This is a genomic window from Sphingomonas sp. Leaf9 (assembly GCF_001421355.1).
GTDB lineage: Bacteria > Pseudomonadota > Alphaproteobacteria > Sphingomonadales > Sphingomonadaceae > Sphingomonas.
This window is the reverse complement of the sequence record NZ_LMKC01000001.1, coordinates 183,761-199,367: the sequence shown is the minus strand read 5'-3', so window position 1 is coordinate 199,367 and position 15,607 is coordinate 183,761. Positions and strand designations below refer to the sequence as shown.

The 15,607-nt window shown below is 66.2% G+C and carries 20 protein-coding genes; 6 read left to right on the top strand and 14 right to left on the bottom strand.

Annotated features, from left to right (window positions below; translation table 11 throughout):
- Positions 1-39 precede the first annotated feature (39 nt).
- From ASE58_RS00965 to ASE58_RS00950, 4 genes are all read left to right on the top strand, one after another.
- A complete protein-coding gene (locus ASE58_RS00965; protein WP_055761641.1) occupies positions 40-366 on the top strand; it encodes a HesB/IscA family protein in 327 nt (108 codons plus the stop codon).
- A gap of 1 nt (position 367) precedes the next feature.
- Positions 368-1,138, top strand: coding sequence for an exodeoxyribonuclease III (gene xth, locus ASE58_RS00960; RefSeq protein WP_055760852.1), 771 nt, complete (start codon positions 368-370; stop codon positions 1,136-1,138).
- Positions 1,139-1,155: 17 nt separating this feature from the next.
- Complete coding sequence (locus ASE58_RS00955) at positions 1,156-1,893, top strand: transporter (protein WP_055894710.1); 738 nt, start codon at positions 1,156-1,158, stop codon at positions 1,891-1,893.
- 198 nt (positions 1,894-2,091) lie between these two features.
- Positions 2,092-2,361, top strand: a complete 270-nt coding sequence (locus tag ASE58_RS00950; protein ID WP_055817096.1) for a hypothetical protein — start codon at positions 2,092-2,094, stop codon at positions 2,359-2,361.
- A 42-nt stretch (positions 2,362-2,403) separates the two neighbouring features.
- On the opposite strand, the gene ASE58_RS00945 is transcribed toward ASE58_RS00950, so the two are convergent.
- The 11 genes from ASE58_RS00945 to ASE58_RS00895 all read right to left on the bottom strand — a co-directional run bounded on the left by ASE58_RS00945 (position 2,404) and on the right by ASE58_RS00895 (position 12,843).
- Complete coding sequence (locus ASE58_RS00945) at positions 2,404-3,552, bottom strand: hypothetical protein (protein WP_055817094.1); 1,149 nt, start codon at positions 3,550-3,552, stop codon at positions 2,404-2,406.
- A 76-nt stretch (positions 3,553-3,628) separates the two neighbouring features.
- The gene (locus ASE58_RS00940; RefSeq protein ID WP_055817092.1) at positions 3,629-4,387 is read right to left on the bottom strand and encodes a sterol desaturase family protein; all 759 of its coding nucleotides are present in this window, start codon (positions 4,385-4,387) and stop codon (positions 3,629-3,631) included.
- A 96-nt stretch (positions 4,388-4,483) separates the two neighbouring features.
- Positions 4,484-5,575, bottom strand: a complete 1,092-nt coding sequence (gene lptG, locus ASE58_RS00935) for an LPS export ABC transporter permease LptG (protein WP_055817090.1) — start codon at positions 5,573-5,575, stop codon at positions 4,484-4,486.
- Complete coding sequence (gene lptF / locus ASE58_RS00930) at positions 5,575-6,768, bottom strand: LPS export ABC transporter permease LptF (protein WP_200909271.1); 1,194 nt, start codon at positions 6,766-6,768, stop codon at positions 5,575-5,577. Before lptF ends, lptG begins: the two co-directional genes overlap by 1 nt.
- A 188-nt stretch (positions 6,769-6,956) precedes the next feature.
- Positions 6,957-8,219 carry a serine palmitoyltransferase gene (gene spt / locus ASE58_RS00925; RefSeq protein ID WP_082467525.1) on the bottom strand — a complete coding sequence of 421 codons (1,263 nt, stop codon included), beginning with the start codon at positions 8,217-8,219 and terminating at the stop codon, positions 6,957-6,959.
- A 31-nt stretch (positions 8,220-8,250) separates the two neighbouring features.
- Positions 8,251-8,496, bottom strand: a complete 246-nt coding sequence (locus tag ASE58_RS00920; RefSeq protein ID WP_055760871.1) for an acyl carrier protein — start codon at positions 8,494-8,496, stop codon at positions 8,251-8,253.
- Positions 8,497-8,529: 33 nt separating this feature from the next.
- Positions 8,530-9,420 carry an NAD-dependent epimerase/dehydratase family protein gene (locus ASE58_RS00915; protein WP_055817088.1) on the bottom strand — a complete coding sequence of 297 codons (891 nt, stop codon included), beginning with the start codon at positions 9,418-9,420 and terminating at the stop codon, positions 8,530-8,532.
- A gap of 5 nt (positions 9,421-9,425) precedes the next feature.
- The gene (proB, locus tag ASE58_RS00910) at positions 9,426-10,511 is read right to left on the bottom strand and encodes a glutamate 5-kinase (protein ID WP_055818072.1); all 1,086 of its coding nucleotides are present in this window, start codon (positions 10,509-10,511) and stop codon (positions 9,426-9,428) included.
- Positions 10,512-10,684: 173 nt separating this feature from the next.
- Positions 10,685-11,731, bottom strand: a complete 1,047-nt coding sequence (obgE, locus tag ASE58_RS00905; RefSeq protein ID WP_055817086.1) for a GTPase ObgE — start codon at positions 11,729-11,731, stop codon at positions 10,685-10,687.
- 45 nt (positions 11,732-11,776) lie between these two features.
- Positions 11,777-12,259: a GNAT family N-acetyltransferase gene (locus tag ASE58_RS00900; RefSeq protein ID WP_200909288.1), complete on the bottom strand. Its 483-nt coding sequence runs from the start codon at positions 12,257-12,259 to the stop codon at positions 11,777-11,779.
- Between the two features lie 2 nt (positions 12,260-12,261).
- Positions 12,262-12,843 (bottom strand): TetR/AcrR family transcriptional regulator, encoded by a 582-nt coding sequence (locus ASE58_RS00895; protein ID WP_055817081.1) that lies wholly within the window; start codon positions 12,841-12,843, stop codon positions 12,262-12,264.
- Positions 12,844-12,875: 32 nt separating this feature from the next.
- Between ASE58_RS00895 and ASE58_RS00890 the strand changes: the two genes are divergently transcribed.
- Positions 12,876-13,739, top strand: coding sequence for a metal-dependent hydrolase (locus ASE58_RS00890; protein WP_055817079.1), 864 nt, complete (start codon positions 12,876-12,878; stop codon positions 13,737-13,739).
- 40 nt (positions 13,740-13,779) lie between these two features.
- Complete coding sequence (locus tag ASE58_RS00885) at positions 13,780-13,977, top strand: hypothetical protein (RefSeq protein WP_055760888.1); 198 nt, start codon at positions 13,780-13,782, stop codon at positions 13,975-13,977.
- 204 nt (positions 13,978-14,181) lie between these two features.
- On the opposite strand, the gene ASE58_RS00880 is transcribed toward ASE58_RS00885, so the two are convergent.
- The 3 genes from ASE58_RS00880 to rplU form a co-directional block, all read right to left on the bottom strand.
- On the bottom strand, positions 14,182-14,724 hold the full coding sequence (locus tag ASE58_RS00880) for a GNAT family N-acetyltransferase (protein WP_200909270.1): 543 nt from the start codon (positions 14,722-14,724) through the stop codon (positions 14,182-14,184).
- 156 nt (positions 14,725-14,880) lie between these two features.
- Entirely contained in the window at positions 14,881-15,150 is a 270-nt protein-coding gene (gene rpmA / locus ASE58_RS00875; RefSeq protein ID WP_055760892.1) for a 50S ribosomal protein L27, read from the bottom strand.
- Positions 15,151-15,180: 30 nt separating this feature from the next.
- Complete coding sequence (rplU, locus tag ASE58_RS00870; protein ID WP_055760895.1) at positions 15,181-15,507, bottom strand: 50S ribosomal protein L21; 327 nt, start codon at positions 15,505-15,507, stop codon at positions 15,181-15,183.
- Positions 15,508-15,607 lie beyond the last annotated feature (100 nt).

Below are 15,607 nucleotides of genomic sequence, written 5' to 3'. Positions count from 1 at the left end.
GCGTGACACTGCGCCTATCTGGGCGTGATGGATACGACCATGACCGACGTCACCCTGTCCGCCGCCGCCGCCGCGCGCGTCGCGGCCATCGCTGCGAAACAGGCAAAGCCAGCGATCCTGCGCCTGTCGGTCGAAGGGGGCGGCTGCTCCGGATTCCAGTATCGCTTCGGCCTTGCCGATGGCGTCGATGCGGAGGACAGCATCGCGCAGACCGATGGCGTGACGCTGGTGGTCGATCCGGTCAGCATCGATCTGGTGCGGGGCAGCGAGGTCGATTTCGTCGAATCGCTGGGTGGTGCGGCGTTCCGCGTGACCAATCCGCAGGCCGCATCCGGCTGCGGTTGCGGCACCAGCTTCGCGGTCTGACGTGCGGATCGTCTCCTACAACGTCAACGGCATCAAGGCGCGCCTGCCCCGGCTGATCGAATATCTGACCGAGGAACAGCCCGATGTGGTCTGTCTTCAGGAACTGAAATCCAGCGACGACACGTTTCCGGAAGCCGATATCCGCGCCGCCGGCTACGGTGCCATCTGGCACGGGCAAAAGGGGTTCAACGGCGTCGCGGTGCTGGCGCGCGGCACCGATCCGGTCGAACGGCAACGTGGGCTCACCGGGGAGCCAGAGGACGAGCATAGCCGCTATCTGGAGGCGGAGGTCGATGGCGTCGTCGTGGCGTCGATCTACCTACCCAATGGCAATCCGCAGCCTGGCCCCAAATTCGATTACAAGCTGCGCTGGATCGACCGGTTGCGCGCCCGCGCTGCCGAGTTGCTGGCAGAAGAGCGAGCGGTGGTGCTTGCCGGCGATTATAATGTCATCCCTAACGACGATGACGTGTTTTCAGTGCGGGCGATGCAGGCGGATGCGCTGATGCAGCCCGAATCGCGTGCCGGGTACCGCGCGTTGCTGGCGCAGGGCTGGACCGATTCGCTCCGGACGCGCTTTCCCAAGGGCGGCGTGTGGACCTTCTGGGACTATCAGGCGGGTGCGTGGCAGCGCGATGCCGGGTTCCGTATCGATCACCTACTGCTCAGCCCGATCGCTGCGGATCGCTTCGTCGATGCCGGCGTCGATAAAAGCCATCGCGGTCGTGAAAAGGCCAGCGATCACGCGCCGACCTGGGTCCGCCTCCGGTGAAGCGCATTGGGCTTGCCATGGTCGGCATCGCAGCGTCGGTGCCGTCCGTTGCCGCCGCGCGCGACTACTGCCCGACCCGGCCCAGCCTGGGGCAATCGGCGTGCACCATCGAAACAGGCCATTTCGCGATCGAAACCGCGCTGTCCGATTGGGAACGCTCGCGCGACAGCGACACAGTGGTGTTCGGGGATACGCTGTTCCGGTTGGGCATCAGCGATACGGCCGAGTTGCAGGTCGAATGGACTCCGCTCGGGATCGCGCGCGATCGCCCCGCCGGGCGCAACGTCGCGCGGACGGGCGATGTCCAGGTCGGCACCCGCATCGCGTTGCGTAACCCCGACGGGAAGGGCCTGTCCTATGGCCTGCAGCCTTCGGTAACGGTGCCGGTCGGCCGCTCCCCTATCGGCGGCGGCGGTTGGGGAGCGGGGATGGTGGCCCCGGTGTCCTATGATCTGACCGACCGGCTGAACGTGCAATTTTCCCCAGAAGTCGCATGGCTGCCGCGCGATAGCGGCAGGGGGAACCAGGTGGTGACGACGGCGACGGTCGGGCTGGGCATCCTCCTGTCCGATGCGTGCCAATTGACGACCGAAGTGCAGTTCGAGCGGGCGGACAAGGTGACCGACCACCGGCTGGCGCTGGCGGTCGCATGGCAGGTGTCGGACGACCTGTTCCTCGATACCGGCGGTGCGGCGGGTCTTGACGACCATACGCCGGAGCTACGCCTGTATAGCGGGATTTCGCGGCGCTTCTGACCTTCGGTCTGCCGGGAGGTCCGGGCATGCGAATATGTGGCGCAGAATGCGGTGTATTAGCGATATACGTCACCTTTAATTTGTGACATGCCCGCTAAGTCACTGATAGGCAACGCTTCCCCATAACTGGCACAGACACTGCAATGTTGCCCGCAAGATCCGCCGCCTCGCTGCGGACATCTTCAGGGAGACCAGCCAATGTTTGCCGCGTATATCATCACGTCGAAGGTCCTCGGCCTCGTCACCGCCGCGTCGGCCTTTGCCGCCCAGCCGGAGGTGGCACCAGCCACCGCCGGCCTCACCGTCGCGGCCACCGAAGCAGTCGCCGCGACGCCGACCGTTCGTGAACGGCGCTACTGCATCAAGGACCGCCGCGAAGGCGCACCGCCGCGGCCGAAGATCTGCCGCACCCGCGACGACTGGCGGGCGCGGGGGTTCGATCCGCTGATCGCGCTCGGTCGGCTTTGAATTGGGATAATACCGCCGGGCTGGTGCGCCCGGCGGTGTCGATTACAGCGTGCGCTCGTACATCTGATACACGCGATTGACCTTGCTATCGATCGTCGTCGCGATGGCGTTCATGCCCTGATTGTCGTCGAGCACCCAACCGATCTCGCCGCGCGAGGCACCGAACTTGGCGACGGCATCGCGGCGGATATATTCGATCATCATGAAGGCCAGCTGGCTCGCCATGCGCGACGCCTGCAGCTTCTTGACGACCCCCATCAGCGGCACGCGCATCGTCCGCGCCTTGGGCGCGCGCAGCCACAGCAGCAGCTTCAGCCAGTTGAACGGCAGCAGCGATCCGCCCATGGGCTTCAGCGGCTCGTTCATATCGGGCAGCGTAATCATGAACGCGACGGGTTCACCGTCCAGCTCGGCGATGCGGATCAGGTCCTCGAACACCAGCGGCTTCAGCTTCTTGCCGACATCGTCCACTTCAGGTTGGGTCAGCGGCACGAAGCCCCAATTGTCCGACCATGCATCGTTCAGGATGCGCAGGATGATCTCCGCCTCATCGGCAAACTTCGCCTTGTTGACGCGGCGGATATGGATGCGCTGGTTCTTTTCGCCGGCGGCGACGATGCGCTGGACGATCGGCGGGAAATCCTTGGTGATGTCCAGCTCATAGGTAATCATCTGCTTGACCGGGACATAGCCGGCACCTTCGATCCAGCCGCGATAGGCGGGCAGGTGATGGCCCATCAGCACCGTCGGGCTATGGTCATGCCCCTCGATCAGCAGACCCGGCTCTTCCCAGACCGACAGGCTGCACGGCCCGATCGCACGGTTCATGCCCTTGCCGCGCAGCCAGCTTTCGGCCTGTGCGATCAGGGCGGAGGCTACCTGGGCATCTTCCGCCTCGAACATGCCCCAGAAACCAACGCCGGGGCCGAAACCCTTCTCGGTCGGCATGGTCAGCGCCAGCGTGTCGAGATGCGCGGACACCCGCCCGACGACCTGCCCGCCACGCTCGGCGATATAGAGCTGCGCTTCGGCATGGCTGAACCAGCCATTCTTTTTGGGATCGATCTGCCCGGCGACCTCGCTCTTCAGCGGCGGGACCCAGTGCGGATCGTTGGCGTACAGCCGATAGGGCAGGGCGATGAACGCCTTGCGATCGGCAGCGGTAACGACCGGACGGACGGTGATCGACATGGCTATCCCCCAAACAGCAACGGGGCGGCAATGCGCCGCCCCGTCTCAAACTTCAAATGACAAATCGGTCATCCGGTCATCCACGATAGCGCGGATGCCCCTTTGCGACGCCGCCCGACAGCTCGGCAACCTTGGGATACTTCTTCGCCACTTCTTCGGTATAGCCGAGGTTGAAGACCGTCGGGCTCTTTTCCGGGCGTTCCGAGCGCTCGTAGTGGGTGCCGAAAATCTTGTCCCAAAAGAAGTTGGTGATGCCGAAATTGCCATGCTCGTCATGGAAATGGTGCGCCATGTGCTTGCGCTTCCACTCGACCAGCAGCTTGTTCTTGGGCTTGTAGGCCAGATGCTGGATGCAGTGGCAGAATTCGTAGAAACAGGTGGTCAGCAGGCCAGCCGCCAGCGCCGCCATCGCCCCACCGAACCCACCGATGGCAAAACCGATCGGCGCAGTCGCGATCGCGATTGCGGGCAGCGTGGTGTGCAGCGCGCCGAACAGCACCTCGAGGTGGTTCGGGTCCTGATGGTGGTCGTAATGGATACGCTTCCACGTCGCGGCGAGCGGCGCGAACTTGAACATCCAGTTGGAGTGCAACACCCAGCGGTGCAGCACATACCACACGAACGGATAGGCAAGGACGGCGACGCCGACCGACGCCAGCGTCGGGACCAGCGGCGCGGGGCGCCATGCGAACAGCCCGATCGCGACGAACGACAGCGCGATATAGGCGATGATTGCCGGATACTGAAAATACGCAACGACAAGCTGCTTGAAGGTCATCTTGTCGAGATGGTGCGACTTTTTCCAGAAGCCCTGCTTCTCGGTGATCGCGTTCATCGGCCTAACTTCCTCAATCCATTCCTTTAACCGGACGATTCGCCCATCGTTTCCGCTCTGCCCGCGCTTTGCGGCCAAAGTGCGACGATCCTTGGGCTATTCCTCGGTCCGAATCAGCACCGCCTCACCGATCAGGAAGAACAGCAGGAACGGCGCCCAAGCCGCTAGGAACGGTGGGTAAGCCCCAAGGTTGCCCATCGCGAGAGCGAAATTGTCCGCCACGAAATAGGTGAACCCCAGCGCCATGCCAATGACCGCGCGGACAAACAACTTGCCCGAACGGGCAACACCGAACGCCGCGACCGCCGCCAGCAGCGGCATCAGCACCGCCGACAGCGGGCCCGATAATTTGTGCCACAGCGCCCCCTCCAGCGCCTTCGTGGGACGGCCGGCTTCGGTCAGGTCGTTGATCGCCAGCGACAACTGGCCGAACGACAGTCCGTCGGGGTCGACATTCTGCAGGGTGAACTGATCCGGCCGGACCCCGCCGGCGATCTTCAATGTCCCCAACCGCTCACGAATGCCGGTCGCGACGGTAAAGCGTTCGGCATTCTCGATCCGCCACGCGCCACCCTCGCGCCAGCCGCTGCTGGCGGTAACGAGCTCGCGCAGCGAACTACCTTCGCGGTTGTACACGGTAATGCCACGCAGCCGCGTCGCTTCGCCGCGCCCCGCCACGCGCGCGACCTGGATCAGATTGTCGCCATCGCGCACCCAGACATTGGTCCGCTCGCCCCGGTCGACCGGCATCGGCCCGTAATCGACATTGTCCCAGACGGTCAGCGTCGCGGTTGCCCGCGCGACGACCCGGTCGTTGAACGCGAACGACAATGCCGCCACGCCAAAGCTGGCGAGGATCAGCGGTGCCAACACCTGATGCGCCGACAGCCCACCGGCCTTCAGGCTGATGATCTCGCTATTCTGGTTCAGCTGGGTCAGCGTCAGGATGGTACCGAGCAGCACCGAAAACGGCAGGAAGCGCGCGATGATCTGCGGCGTGCGCAGCGAGACGTAGCGCAGGATTTCCGCCTGCCCGTTGCCCGGTACCGCCAGGATCTTGCCGCTTTCGCTGAGCAGGTCGAGTGCCTGCAGCACCAGCACCAGCGCGAACAGGATCGCGAAGGTGCGGATCAGGAACAGCCGCGCCATATAGATGGCGACCGTCGTGGAGGGAAAAAAAGCACGCATCACGCCGCCGCCTTGCGACGACCGGGCAGATAGCGGCCGATGAACTTGCCGACCTTGGCGGCACCCCGCTCCAGCCCGCCGATCGGCTCGCCGCCTGGCACGCGCGCGATCACCCAATACAGGCGGAATACCAGCGCGGTGAACAGCAGGAACGGGCCCCACAGCGCGATGATCGGATCGATCCGGCCAAGCCCGCCGACCGCTTCGCCATATTCGTTGACCTTATGATAGGTCACGATCATCACGATCGACAGGAACACCCCCAACGCCGAGGAAGAGCGTTTGGGCGGCACGCCCAACGCCAGCGCCAGCATCGGCAGCAGGAACATCGTCGCCACCTCCGCCAACCGGAAATGGAAGTTCGCGCGCGCCGCGTCGCGATCCTCTTCGCTCACCTTCGGGTTATGGCCGGTGATCGCCAGCTGCGGCAGCGTCTGTTCAAGATCGCGTCCGCCACGTGGGCGGAAGCTGCCGAATTTGGGCAGGTCGATCGGCAGGTCATGCGCGGTGAAGGTCAGCGTCCGGGGTACCCGGAAATCGGGGGCGTTGTGGATCAGGGTGCCGTTGGTCAGGCGGAAGATGATAGTGTTGGGATCGTCGGTGCGCAGGAACTGGCCGCGCTCCGCGGTGACGCCCAGCCACTGGCCATTCGGGCGGCTCGCCTGCACGAAGATGCCGCGCAGGTCCGCGCCCGAATCGCGGCTTTCCTCGATCCGCAGCGTCATGCGTTCGCCGAGCTTCGTGAATTCGCCGACCTTGATCGAGGCCCCGAGTGCGCCGGTGCGCAGTTCGAAGCGCAGCGCTTCATAATTATAGCGCGCCAGCGGCTGCACGAAGCCGACGATGGCAAGGTTCGCCGCCGCCAGCACCGTCGCATAGATGAACGGTACGCGCAGCAGCCGCCAATAGCTCATGCCAACGCCCAGCATCACGTCGAGTTCGGAACTGGTGGCGAGCTTGCGGAACGCCAGCAGGATGCCGAGCATCAGCCCGATCGGAATGCCGAGCCCCAGATATTCGGGCAGCAGGTTGGCGAGCATCCGCCACACGACGCTGACCGGGCCGCCCTCCGCCGCTACGAAATCGAACAGCCGCAGCATCCGGTCGAGGACGAGCAGCATCGCCGAAATCAGCAGCGTGGAGAACAGCGGCACCGCGATCAGCCGGGCCATGTAGCGATCGATCGATGGCATGGGGCAAGGCTATAGCGAAGGCGTGGAGGGAAGCTAGTCCTTACAAATCCTCCCCGGCACGGGGAGGGGGACCAGCGCAGCTGGTGGAGGGGGGGCGTCCGCATACGGGACCGTCGCATTGGACGGCCAGCCCCCCCCCCCCACCACCGCTTCGTGGCGGTCCCCCTCCCCGCGGGCGGGGAGGATCTTTACGCGAGGACCCCCACCGCCTTGCCAGCGGCCTCGAACATGCCGAGGATCGTCTCGACCTGCTCGGCGGTATGTTCGGCGCACAGCGAGCAGCGCAGCAGGAAGGTGCCGGCCGGGGTCGCGGGCGGGCGGGCCATGTTCACGTACAGCCCACCTTCGAGCAGCGCCTGCCACATCAGGACCGCCTGCTGCTGATCCTCGAGGATCACCGCGATGATCGCCGATTGCGGGGTGTCGGTGCCGAGCTTGAAGCCCAAATCCTTGAGGCCGCCATGCAGCCGCTTCGAATTGCGCCACAGATGCGCGCGCTTGTCGCCCGCGTGCATCAGCTTGCGGATCGAGGTCGCGGCGGTGGCGACGACCGAGGGCGGCAGCGACGCGGTGAAGACGTAGGGACGGCACACCAGCCGCATCACGTCGAACTTCGGATGGTTCGACACGCAGAAGCCGCCGACCGTGCCGACCGATTTGGAGAAGGTGCCGACGACGAAATCGACGTCCTTCTCGACGCCCTGTTCCTCATACACGCCGCGGCCGTTGGGGCCGAAAAAGCCCATGCCGTGCGCTTCGTCGACCAGGACCATCGCGCCGTGCTTCTTCGCGACTGCAACCATTTCGGGCAGCGGGGCGATGTCGCCGAGCATCGAATAGACGCCCTCCAGCACGACCAGCTTGCCCGGCTCCTTGGGCAGGCGGCCCAGCCGCTTGTCGAGATCCTCGACCGAATTGTGGCGGAAGCGGACGATTTCGGCATTGCCGAGCGAACAGCCATCATAGATCGACGCATGGCTGTCGGCGTCGAGGATGATATATTCGCCCTTGCCCGCCAGCGTCGAGATGATACCGAGATTGGCCTGATAGCCGGTCGAAAACACCATGGCATGGTCGGTGCCGTAGAATTCGCGCAGCGCCGCTTCGCAATCCTTGTGCGGGTCGTAGGTGCCGTTCAGCACCCGGCTGCCAGTCGTGCCCGCGCCGAATTCGTCCAGCGCCTTCTTGCCCGCCGCCACGACGTCGGGGTCGAAGGTCATGCCCATGTAATTGTAGGTGCCCAGCAGGATCGTGTCCTTGCCCCGGATCACCGCCTGGGTCGGCGACGTCACCTTGTCCATCACGATCGCGAAGGGATCACGCACGCCGGTTGCCAACAGCGCCTCGCGTTCGGCGATCAGCGCATCGAATTTGCTGAACAGGTCGCGTTCGGGCGCGATCGCTTCCGGCGTTGCGGGCAGGGCGTGGGGCGTGGCGGCGGCTTCGGTCATGGTGTCGGTCTTTCGGGGCCGGGCAGGGGGATCAGGCGGTCTTCAGCTTTTCGACGGCATCGGCCAATTGGCCGACGGTTTCGATATCCGCCTGCATGTTCATGGTGATGACGATGTCGAACTCGTCCTCCACCGCCGCGACGAAATCCATCACGGTCAGGCTGTCCCATTCGAGATCGCCGGCAAAGGTCGTCGCCTCGGTCAGCGCGACGCCCTTCTTGTTGAACGGTTCGATCAGGCTGGTGATCGTGGCGAGGGTGGCGGCGCGGTCGCTCATGCGGGTCTTTCCAGAATAGGTGATTGCGCGGGGCTATAGCAGACGATGCGCGCGATACCATGCCGCGGTGTCGGCAAGGCCGCGTGCCGTGTCGATCCGTGGTTCCCACAGGTCGGACGGTGGCCGGCGGGCGGGATCGGCGGTCCAGTCGGGATGGGCAAGATAACTTGCCCGGTCGGGCGTCAGCTTGGCCGCCGCACCCCGCAACGTGCGATCGATCCGCGCGCCCAGCCGCAACAGGCCGGCGGGCAGGTGCATCGGCAGCACCCGCCGCCCGACCGCCGCCCCGATCAGTCGGGCAAGGTCGGCATGGCTCAGCGGATTGCCGTCATCGACCTCCAGCACGGCACGCGGGCCATCGCGTTCGGCCAGTGCCAGCAGCAGCCGCACGAGGTCGTCGACCGCGACCAGCGCGACCTTGCCCGGCGGGGGCAGGAGGGCGAGGCCCATCTGCGCCATGCGGAACATGTCGCGCATCTCGGTATCGCCGGGGCCATAGACACCGCTGGGCCGGACGATGGTCCAGTCGCGGTCGCTTGCCCGCACCAGTTCCTCGCCCGCGCGTTTCGACGCACCATAGGCCGAGAGCTGCGGTTCGCGTGCCGACAGCGACGAGACGTGGACGAACCGCCGCACCCCCGCCGCCCGTGCCGCGTCCAGCACCGCCTGCGTCCCCGCGACATTGCCGGCGGTAAAGCCGGCGACATCGGGTGCACTGACGACCCCGGCGACGTGCAGCACCATATCGGCCCCGGCCATCAGCTCGACCAGGCTGTCGGGCTTGTCGAGCGCGCCGCGCACCCAGTTGACGTTCGGTTCGGCCGGTTGCGCCCGGCGGGTCAGCGCGCGGATATGCCAGTCCTGCCCGACCGCCTGCGCGATCACGCGGCGACCGACAAAGCCGGTCCCGCCGGTCAGCGCCATCGTCCTCACAGCAACGCCATATGATTGCGGTGGACCAGCGCCGAACGCGGCGCATAGCCCAGCAGCTCGGCCAGTTCGTCGCTGCGTCGCCCGACGATCCGCGCGGCGTCGCCGGCGTCATATTCGGCAAGGCCCCGCGCGATCGCCCGCCCCTCGGCATCGACGATCCGCACCAGATCGCCGCGCGCGAAATCGCCGACGACCTCGATCGCACCGGCGGGCAGCAGGCTGCGGCCGCTCGACAGGGCACGGGCAGCGCCCGCGTCGATCCGGATCGATCCACGATCGGTCAGCCCGCCCGACAGCCACGCCTTGCGCGCCGGCGCATTGCCGGCGGTGGCGAAGACCGTGCCATGGCCGGTATCGCCGAACCGGGCGAGCGGATGGTCGATCCGGCCGGTAGCGATGGCAAGGTTCGCGCCGGCGGCAGTGGCGATCCGCGCCGCCTCCACCTTCGACACCATGCCGCCCGATCCCATGCCCGACGACGACTTGCTGTCGGCCATCGCCATGATGCCGGCATCGATCTGCGCGACATGCGGGATCAACCGGGCATCGGGGTTGCTGTGCGGGTTCGAATCATACAGCCCGTCGATATCGGAAAGCAGCACGACGCCGTTCGCGCGCGCCGCCGCACCGACCCGCGCCGCCAGCCGGTCGTTATCGCCGAAGCGGATTTCCTCCGTCGCCACGCTGTCGTTTTCGTTGACGACCGGCACCACGCCCAGCGTCAGCAACCTCCCGAGCGTCGCCGAGACGTTGAGGTAGCGCCGCCGATCCTCCAGATCGTCGAGCGTCACCAGCAATTGCGCGGCGGTCAGGCCGTGCTGCCCCAGCAATTCGGCCCAGATGCTCGACAGCGCAATCTGCCCGGTGGCGGCCGCCGCCTGCGCATCCTCCAGGCTGGCCCGCCCGCCCTTGGGCAGTCCCAGCCGCCGCGCGCCAAGCGCGATCGCGCCCGATGACACGATGACGACCTGCTGCCCTGCGGCAACGCGCTGGGCGATATCGGCGACGAGGGATGCCAGCCATTCGCGCCGTGGCTGGCCGTCAGGCGCGACCAGCAACGCCGACCCGACCTTTACGATCAGGCGGGGGCAGGCTTGGGGAGAGAAACAATCCTCCCCGGCACGGGGAGGGGAACCGGCCGCAGGCTGGTGGAGGGGGGTGTCCTGCTGCACAGCGGCTGCGTTGCGCGGAGCGCCCCCTCCACCGTCCTGCGGACGGTCCCCCTCCCCGCGGAGCGGGGAGGATATCGAACCACCTAGATCGGCGACCATTCGCGCGGTTCCTCGTCGTCGCCGGTGTCCTGCGCGTGCATCTCGCCCGACCCGATCGCCTCGATCAGCCGGTCGAGCACCGCTTCCAGCCCCTGACCGGTCGCACCCGACAGCGGCAGGACCTTTGCCCCGCTTTCGGCTTCCAGTTCGGCGATCAGCGCTTCGGTCAGTTCGTCGTCGAGCAGGTCGGCCTTGTTGAGCGCGATCACCTCGGGCTTGTCGGCCAGGTCGGCGCCATAGGCTTCCAGCTCGCCGCGCACGATGCGATACGCCTCGACCGGATCGTCGGTATGGCTGTCGATCAGGTGCAGCAGCACCCGGCACCGCTCGATATGCCCGAGGAACCGATCGCCGATGCCAGCCCCTTCGGCGGCCCCTTCGATCAGGCCGGGGATGTCCGCCACGACGAATTCGCGCTGCTTGTGGCTGACCACGCCCAGCTGCGGTCGGGTGGTGGTGAAGGCATAGGCGCCGACCTTGGCATTGGCATTGGTCACGGCGTTGATGAAGGTCGACTTGCCGGCATTGGGCAGCCCGACCAGCCCGGCATCGGCCAGCAGCTTCAGCCGCAGCCAGACCCATGCCTCGTCACCCGGCCAGCCGGTGCCGTGCTGGCGCGGGGCGCGGTTGGTCGACGTCTTGTAGCTGGCATTGCCGCGCCCGCCGTCGCCGCCGCGCAGGAACACCTCGCGCTGCCCGGCATGGGTGAAATCGGCGAGGACGGTCTCCTTGTCCTCCGACAGTACCTGCGTTCCCACCGGCACGCGGATGATGAGGTCGCGTCCGCCGCCGCCCGTGCGGTTCGCGCCGGAACCGCCCGACCCGCGCGGCGCACGGAAATGCTGGGTGTAGCGGAAATCGATGAGCGTGTTCAGGCCGGGCACGGCTTCGAAGATGATATCGCCGCCCTTGCCGCCGTTGCCGCCGTCGGGCCCGCCATATTCCATGAACTTTTCACGGCGGAAACTGACGGCACCGGGGCCGCCCCCGCCCGAACGGACGAAGATCTTGGCTTGATCGAGAAAATGCATGGCGTGCGCTTAGTCTGAGTCGCCCCAAGGGGGAAGGAGATTATGCTACAGCCGCCGGTAGAGCACCAGTGCGTCGACCTCGCCCAGCGTAGGATGATCAAACGCACCCGGTAGCCGCCCGACCTGTTCGAAGCCGAGCGAGAGCCACAGGCCGACCGCGCGGACATTGGTGGCGATCACGAAATTATACTGCATCGCGCGAAAGCCGGCGGCACGGGCATGGTCGAACGAATGCAGCGCCATCGCACGGGCAATGCCGCGCCCGGTCGCCGTGCCGTGCGTCGCATAGCCGCAATCGGCGACATGCTTGCCCCCGCCGGACTTGTTCGCGCGACAGAAATAGGTGCCGAGCACCTGGTCCGCGATCTCCGCGACGAACACCGCATGTCCGGGTGCGAACCAGAAGCCGAGCGCCTGTTCCGCGGTCATGGTGCGGTCGAGCGCATAGGTTTCGCCGGCACGGATGATCGGCAGCAGGATGTCGGTGATCGCCGCCGCATCGGCCGGCGTCGCGGCACGCACCAGCACGCTCACGCCTGCCCGCGCACCGCGACCAGGCTGCGCACCGCCAGCTCGCGCGCCCGTTCGCGCGGCAGGCGCAGCGCCTTCGCCATCGGCCCGCCCAGCAACGCGTCGCCCAGCGCCATCAGCACCAGCTGCAGCGTCTCATCGGCCAGCGGCATCCCGCTGAGCGTATTTTCATGGCCCAGCCGGTCGACCAGCGCATGGATCGCATCGAGGATCGGGTCGAGCGCATCGTCATTGCCCGACAGGATCATCCAGCTGGCGAGCGCCCCCGCGCCCTCGCGATCGAACGCATCGAACGTCAGGTCGACGATCTCGCGCGGGTCGTGGTCGCCATCGCGGGCGCGCAGCACCGCCGCGCCGATCGTCGCGGTGATCGACGTCGCCATCCGTTCCGCCAGTGCCTTTTGCAGCCCCGACGCCGACCCGAAATGGTGGAGCAGATTGGCATGGGTCCGCCCTATCCGCGTCGCCACCGCCTTCAGCGTGACCGCCTGCGGCCCCGCCTCGATCAACAGGTCGCGCGCCGCGTCCAGCGCGGCATCGCGCGACGCTTCGGGGGAGAGGCGGCGGCGCGCTATTGACATTTGTGTAAGTAATTCGCAACGTGCATGCGATGATGTGGAGCAGAACCGTGTCGAAAGCAAAGACTCCCGCCGACCTGACCATCACGCCGCGCGACGTGCGCTTCGGGCGCGACGGTGGCTATCGGCGCTATTGGCTGAACGACGATCCGGTCGCTACCGCCTTCTACAACGCGCTGTCGGTCACCTTTCCGAAGGGGGAGGGCTTCTTCATCGACAGCGTGCGCCAGTTTCGCGACGATGTGCCGCCGCACCTTGCCGCCGAAATCCGCGCCTTCGTCAAGCAGGAGGTGATCCACACGCGCGAGCATGTCGCGTTCAACCGCCATGTTTCCGATCAGGGCTATGACACGTCCCGGCTGGAGGCGCGGGTCGATCGCGAGCTGGCGATCACGCGCGGCAAGCCGCCGATCGCCAATCTGGCGGCGACGATGTGCCTCGAGCATTTCACCGCGATCCTCGCCCATCAACTGGTCGCCAATCCGCGCCATCTGGCGGGCGGCGACCAGGCCGCCGCCGATCTGTGGCGGTGGCATGCGATCGAGGAGATCGAGCATAAGGGCGTTGCCTACGACACCTGGCTGCATGCGACGCGTGACTGGAGCCGGTTCAAGCGCTGGCGGGTCAAGTCGGCCGTCATGCTGATCGTTACCGCGAAATTCTTTCGCGGCCGGACGGCCGGCATGCTCGACCTGCTGGCACAGGACGGGCTGATCGGTGCGCGCCTCAAATGGCGGTTGTTCGCCTATGCGTTCGGCCGGCCGGGGATGGCGCGCAAGGTCATGGGGCTGTGGTTCGCCTTCTTCCTGCCCGGCTTCCATCCATGGAACCATGACGACCGCGCGCTGATCGGGCTGGTCGACAGCGAGTTCGCGGCGGCCCGGCTCGCCAGCGCCTGAACCGCTTGCCCTGCGCGACGGTGCGGGGCAGGAGCGGCGGATGCGAACGGTATCGGAAGAAGCGGCGGTGCGGCTCTATCACCTCGATGACGAGGGCGGGGTGGCAACCACGATCCTGTACGGCACACTTGCCGAAGCGATGGCTGCCGCCGCGCGCGAACCGGAGGAAATGCAGGCCGGGTTGTATCTACAGACCAGCAGCGATGTCGTCGGCTATCTAGACCTTCTGGAAGGGTGACCGGGGCGACACGCGGTGCGCGCCCCGGCCGCCGACATCACTGATAGCCGCCTTCTTCCTCGCGTTCCTCGGCGGCCTCTTCCTGGACTTCTTCCATTTCCTTTTCCTGGGGCGTTTCGGGATCGATCATCGGGGCGTCCTCCGGATGCGGCAGCAGCGCCGCCCGGCATCAACCAGCCGGGCGGGCACCGCGTTCCGTTGCGATCAGGCCGCGAGCTGCCGGGCGTTGTGACGATCCGACAGGTCGATGGCGTAGTCGATCGTCTCGACGGTCATGCCCCGGCCAAGCGAGCGGATCATGCTGCGGGTGCCGGTGGCGACGAAGCCCAGCCGCCGCAGCACGGCGCCCGACGCCGGATTGTCGACATAATGGCCGGCGACGACCCGCCCGATCCCCAGTGTCGCCGCGCCGTCCAGCACCGCACGCCCCGCCTCGGTCGCATAGCCGCGCCCCCATGCCGCGGGCGTGAGCCAATAGCCCAGCATATGCGGCACGCCCTCCAGCGCGCCGATGCCGATCCCGCCGATCAGCTCGCATCGTCCGCGATCATGGGCAAAGATCAGGAAGGTCAGGCCGGGATCGCCCGCCCATGTGCCGATGAACGCCTCCGCATCGGCCAGCGTGTAAGGCCACGGCGCGCGCGACAGGTTGCGCACGACTGCCTCATGACCGATCGCGGCCAGCAGGGCGGGAGCATCCTCGGGCCAGCCGGGACGCAGGGTCAGGCGTTCGGTACGGGCGAACATCAGCGTCTCTCCAATACGCCGCGCCTCCGCAGGGAAGCGGGCAGGTGCCGGAGAGAGCAATAAAAAAGGGAGCCGGGGTGACCCGCCTCCCTCTTGTTGGCTGGTTCCGTCGCCGGAACCCGGGTCACCCTGGTGGGCGACCCGTGTGGTAGCCCGTTATTCTGCGGCCTGGGCCAGCATCTCGACATACGCGAACTTGCGGCCGAGCTTGCCTTCCTTGAACGCCACGCGGCCATCGACCAGTGCGAACAGGGTGTGGTCCTTGCCCATCCCGACGTTCACGCCCGGATAGAACTTGGTGCCGCGCTGACGCACGATGATGTTGCCCGCGACCACTTCCTGGCCACCGAACTTCTTCACGCCAAGGCGACGGCCGGCCGAATCACGACCGTTACGCGACGAACCGCCTGCTTTTTTATGTGCCATGGTTCAAACTCCTCGTATTCGCTCGGGCGCTTATGCGGCGGCGCTGTCGTCGGCGCGCTTGTCGCCGATCGCGGTGATCTTCAGGATGGTGTGCTGCTGACGATGGCCGTTCTTGCGACGGTAGTTGTGCCGACGGCGCTTCTTGAAGACGATGACCTTCTCGCCCTTCGCCTGCGCGATGATTTCCGCCGAAACCGTCAGCCCTGCGACCGACTTCAGTTCCGAACCTTCGCCAGCAAGGAGCACGTCACCGAGCGTCACGTTGCTGCCAGCTTCGCCGTCGAGCTTTTCGACGACGATCTTGTCTCCTGCGGCAACGCGATACTGCTTGCCGCCCGTGCGCACGATTGCGAACATGGCCCTTGCTTCTTTCCCAAATACAATATGTCCGCGTGGAGATACCCCACACGGCAAGTGGATCGTGACTAGGCAAGGTGATCCGCGCTGTCAATGGCGA

Bases quoted from the DNA above. Each gene is read 5' to 3' on its own strand.
- ASE58_RS00965 (WP_055761641.1), top strand. From the start codon at position 40: ATGACCGACGTCACCCTGTCCGCCGCCGCCGCCGCGCGCGTCGCGGCC.
- ASE58_RS00955 (WP_055894710.1), top strand. From the start codon at position 1,156: ATGGTCGGCATCGCAGCGTCGGTGCCGTCCGTTGCCGCCGCGCGCGAC.
- ASE58_RS00950 (WP_055817096.1), top strand. From the start codon at position 2,092: ATGTTTGCCGCGTATATCATCACGTCGAAGGTCCTCGGCCTCGTCACC.
- ASE58_RS00945 (WP_055817094.1), bottom strand. From the start codon at position 3,552: ATGTCGATCACCGTCCGTCCGGTCGTTACCGCTGCCGATCGCAAGGCG.
- ASE58_RS00940 (WP_055817092.1), bottom strand. From the start codon at position 4,387: ATGAACGCGATCACCGAGAAGCAGGGCTTCTGGAAAAAGTCGCACCAT.
- lptG (WP_055817090.1), bottom strand. From the start codon at position 5,575: ATGCGTGCTTTTTTTCCCTCCACGACGGTCGCCATCTATATGGCGCGG.
- lptF (WP_200909271.1), bottom strand. From the start codon at position 6,768: ATGCCATCGATCGATCGCTACATGGCCCGGCTGATCGCGGTGCCGCTG.
- spt (WP_082467525.1), bottom strand. From the start codon at position 8,219: ATGACCGAAGCCGCCGCCACGCCCCACGCCCTGCCCGCAACGCCGGAA.
- ASE58_RS00920 (WP_055760871.1), bottom strand. From the start codon at position 8,496: ATGAGCGACCGCGCCGCCACCCTCGCCACGATCACCAGCCTGATCGAA.
- ASE58_RS00915 (WP_055817088.1), bottom strand. From the start codon at position 9,420: ATGGCGCTGACCGGCGGGACCGGCTTTGTCGGTCGCCGCGTGATCGCG.
- obgE (WP_055817086.1), bottom strand. From the start codon at position 11,731: ATGCATTTTCTCGATCAAGCCAAGATCTTCGTCCGTTCGGGCGGGGGC.
- ASE58_RS00895 (WP_055817081.1), bottom strand. From the start codon at position 12,843: ATGTCAATAGCGCGCCGCCGCCTCTCCCCCGAAGCGTCGCGCGATGCC.
- ASE58_RS00890 (WP_055817079.1), top strand. From the start codon at position 12,876: ATGTGGAGCAGAACCGTGTCGAAAGCAAAGACTCCCGCCGACCTGACC.
- ASE58_RS00885 (WP_055760888.1), top strand. From the start codon at position 13,780: ATGCGAACGGTATCGGAAGAAGCGGCGGTGCGGCTCTATCACCTCGAT.
- ASE58_RS00880 (WP_200909270.1), bottom strand. From the start codon at position 14,724: ATGTTCGCCCGTACCGAACGCCTGACCCTGCGTCCCGGCTGGCCCGAG.
- rpmA (WP_055760892.1), bottom strand. From the start codon at position 15,150: ATGGCACATAAAAAAGCAGGCGGTTCGTCGCGTAACGGTCGTGATTCG.
- rplU (WP_055760895.1), bottom strand. From the start codon at position 15,507: ATGTTCGCAATCGTGCGCACGGGCGGCAAGCAGTATCGCGTTGCCGCA.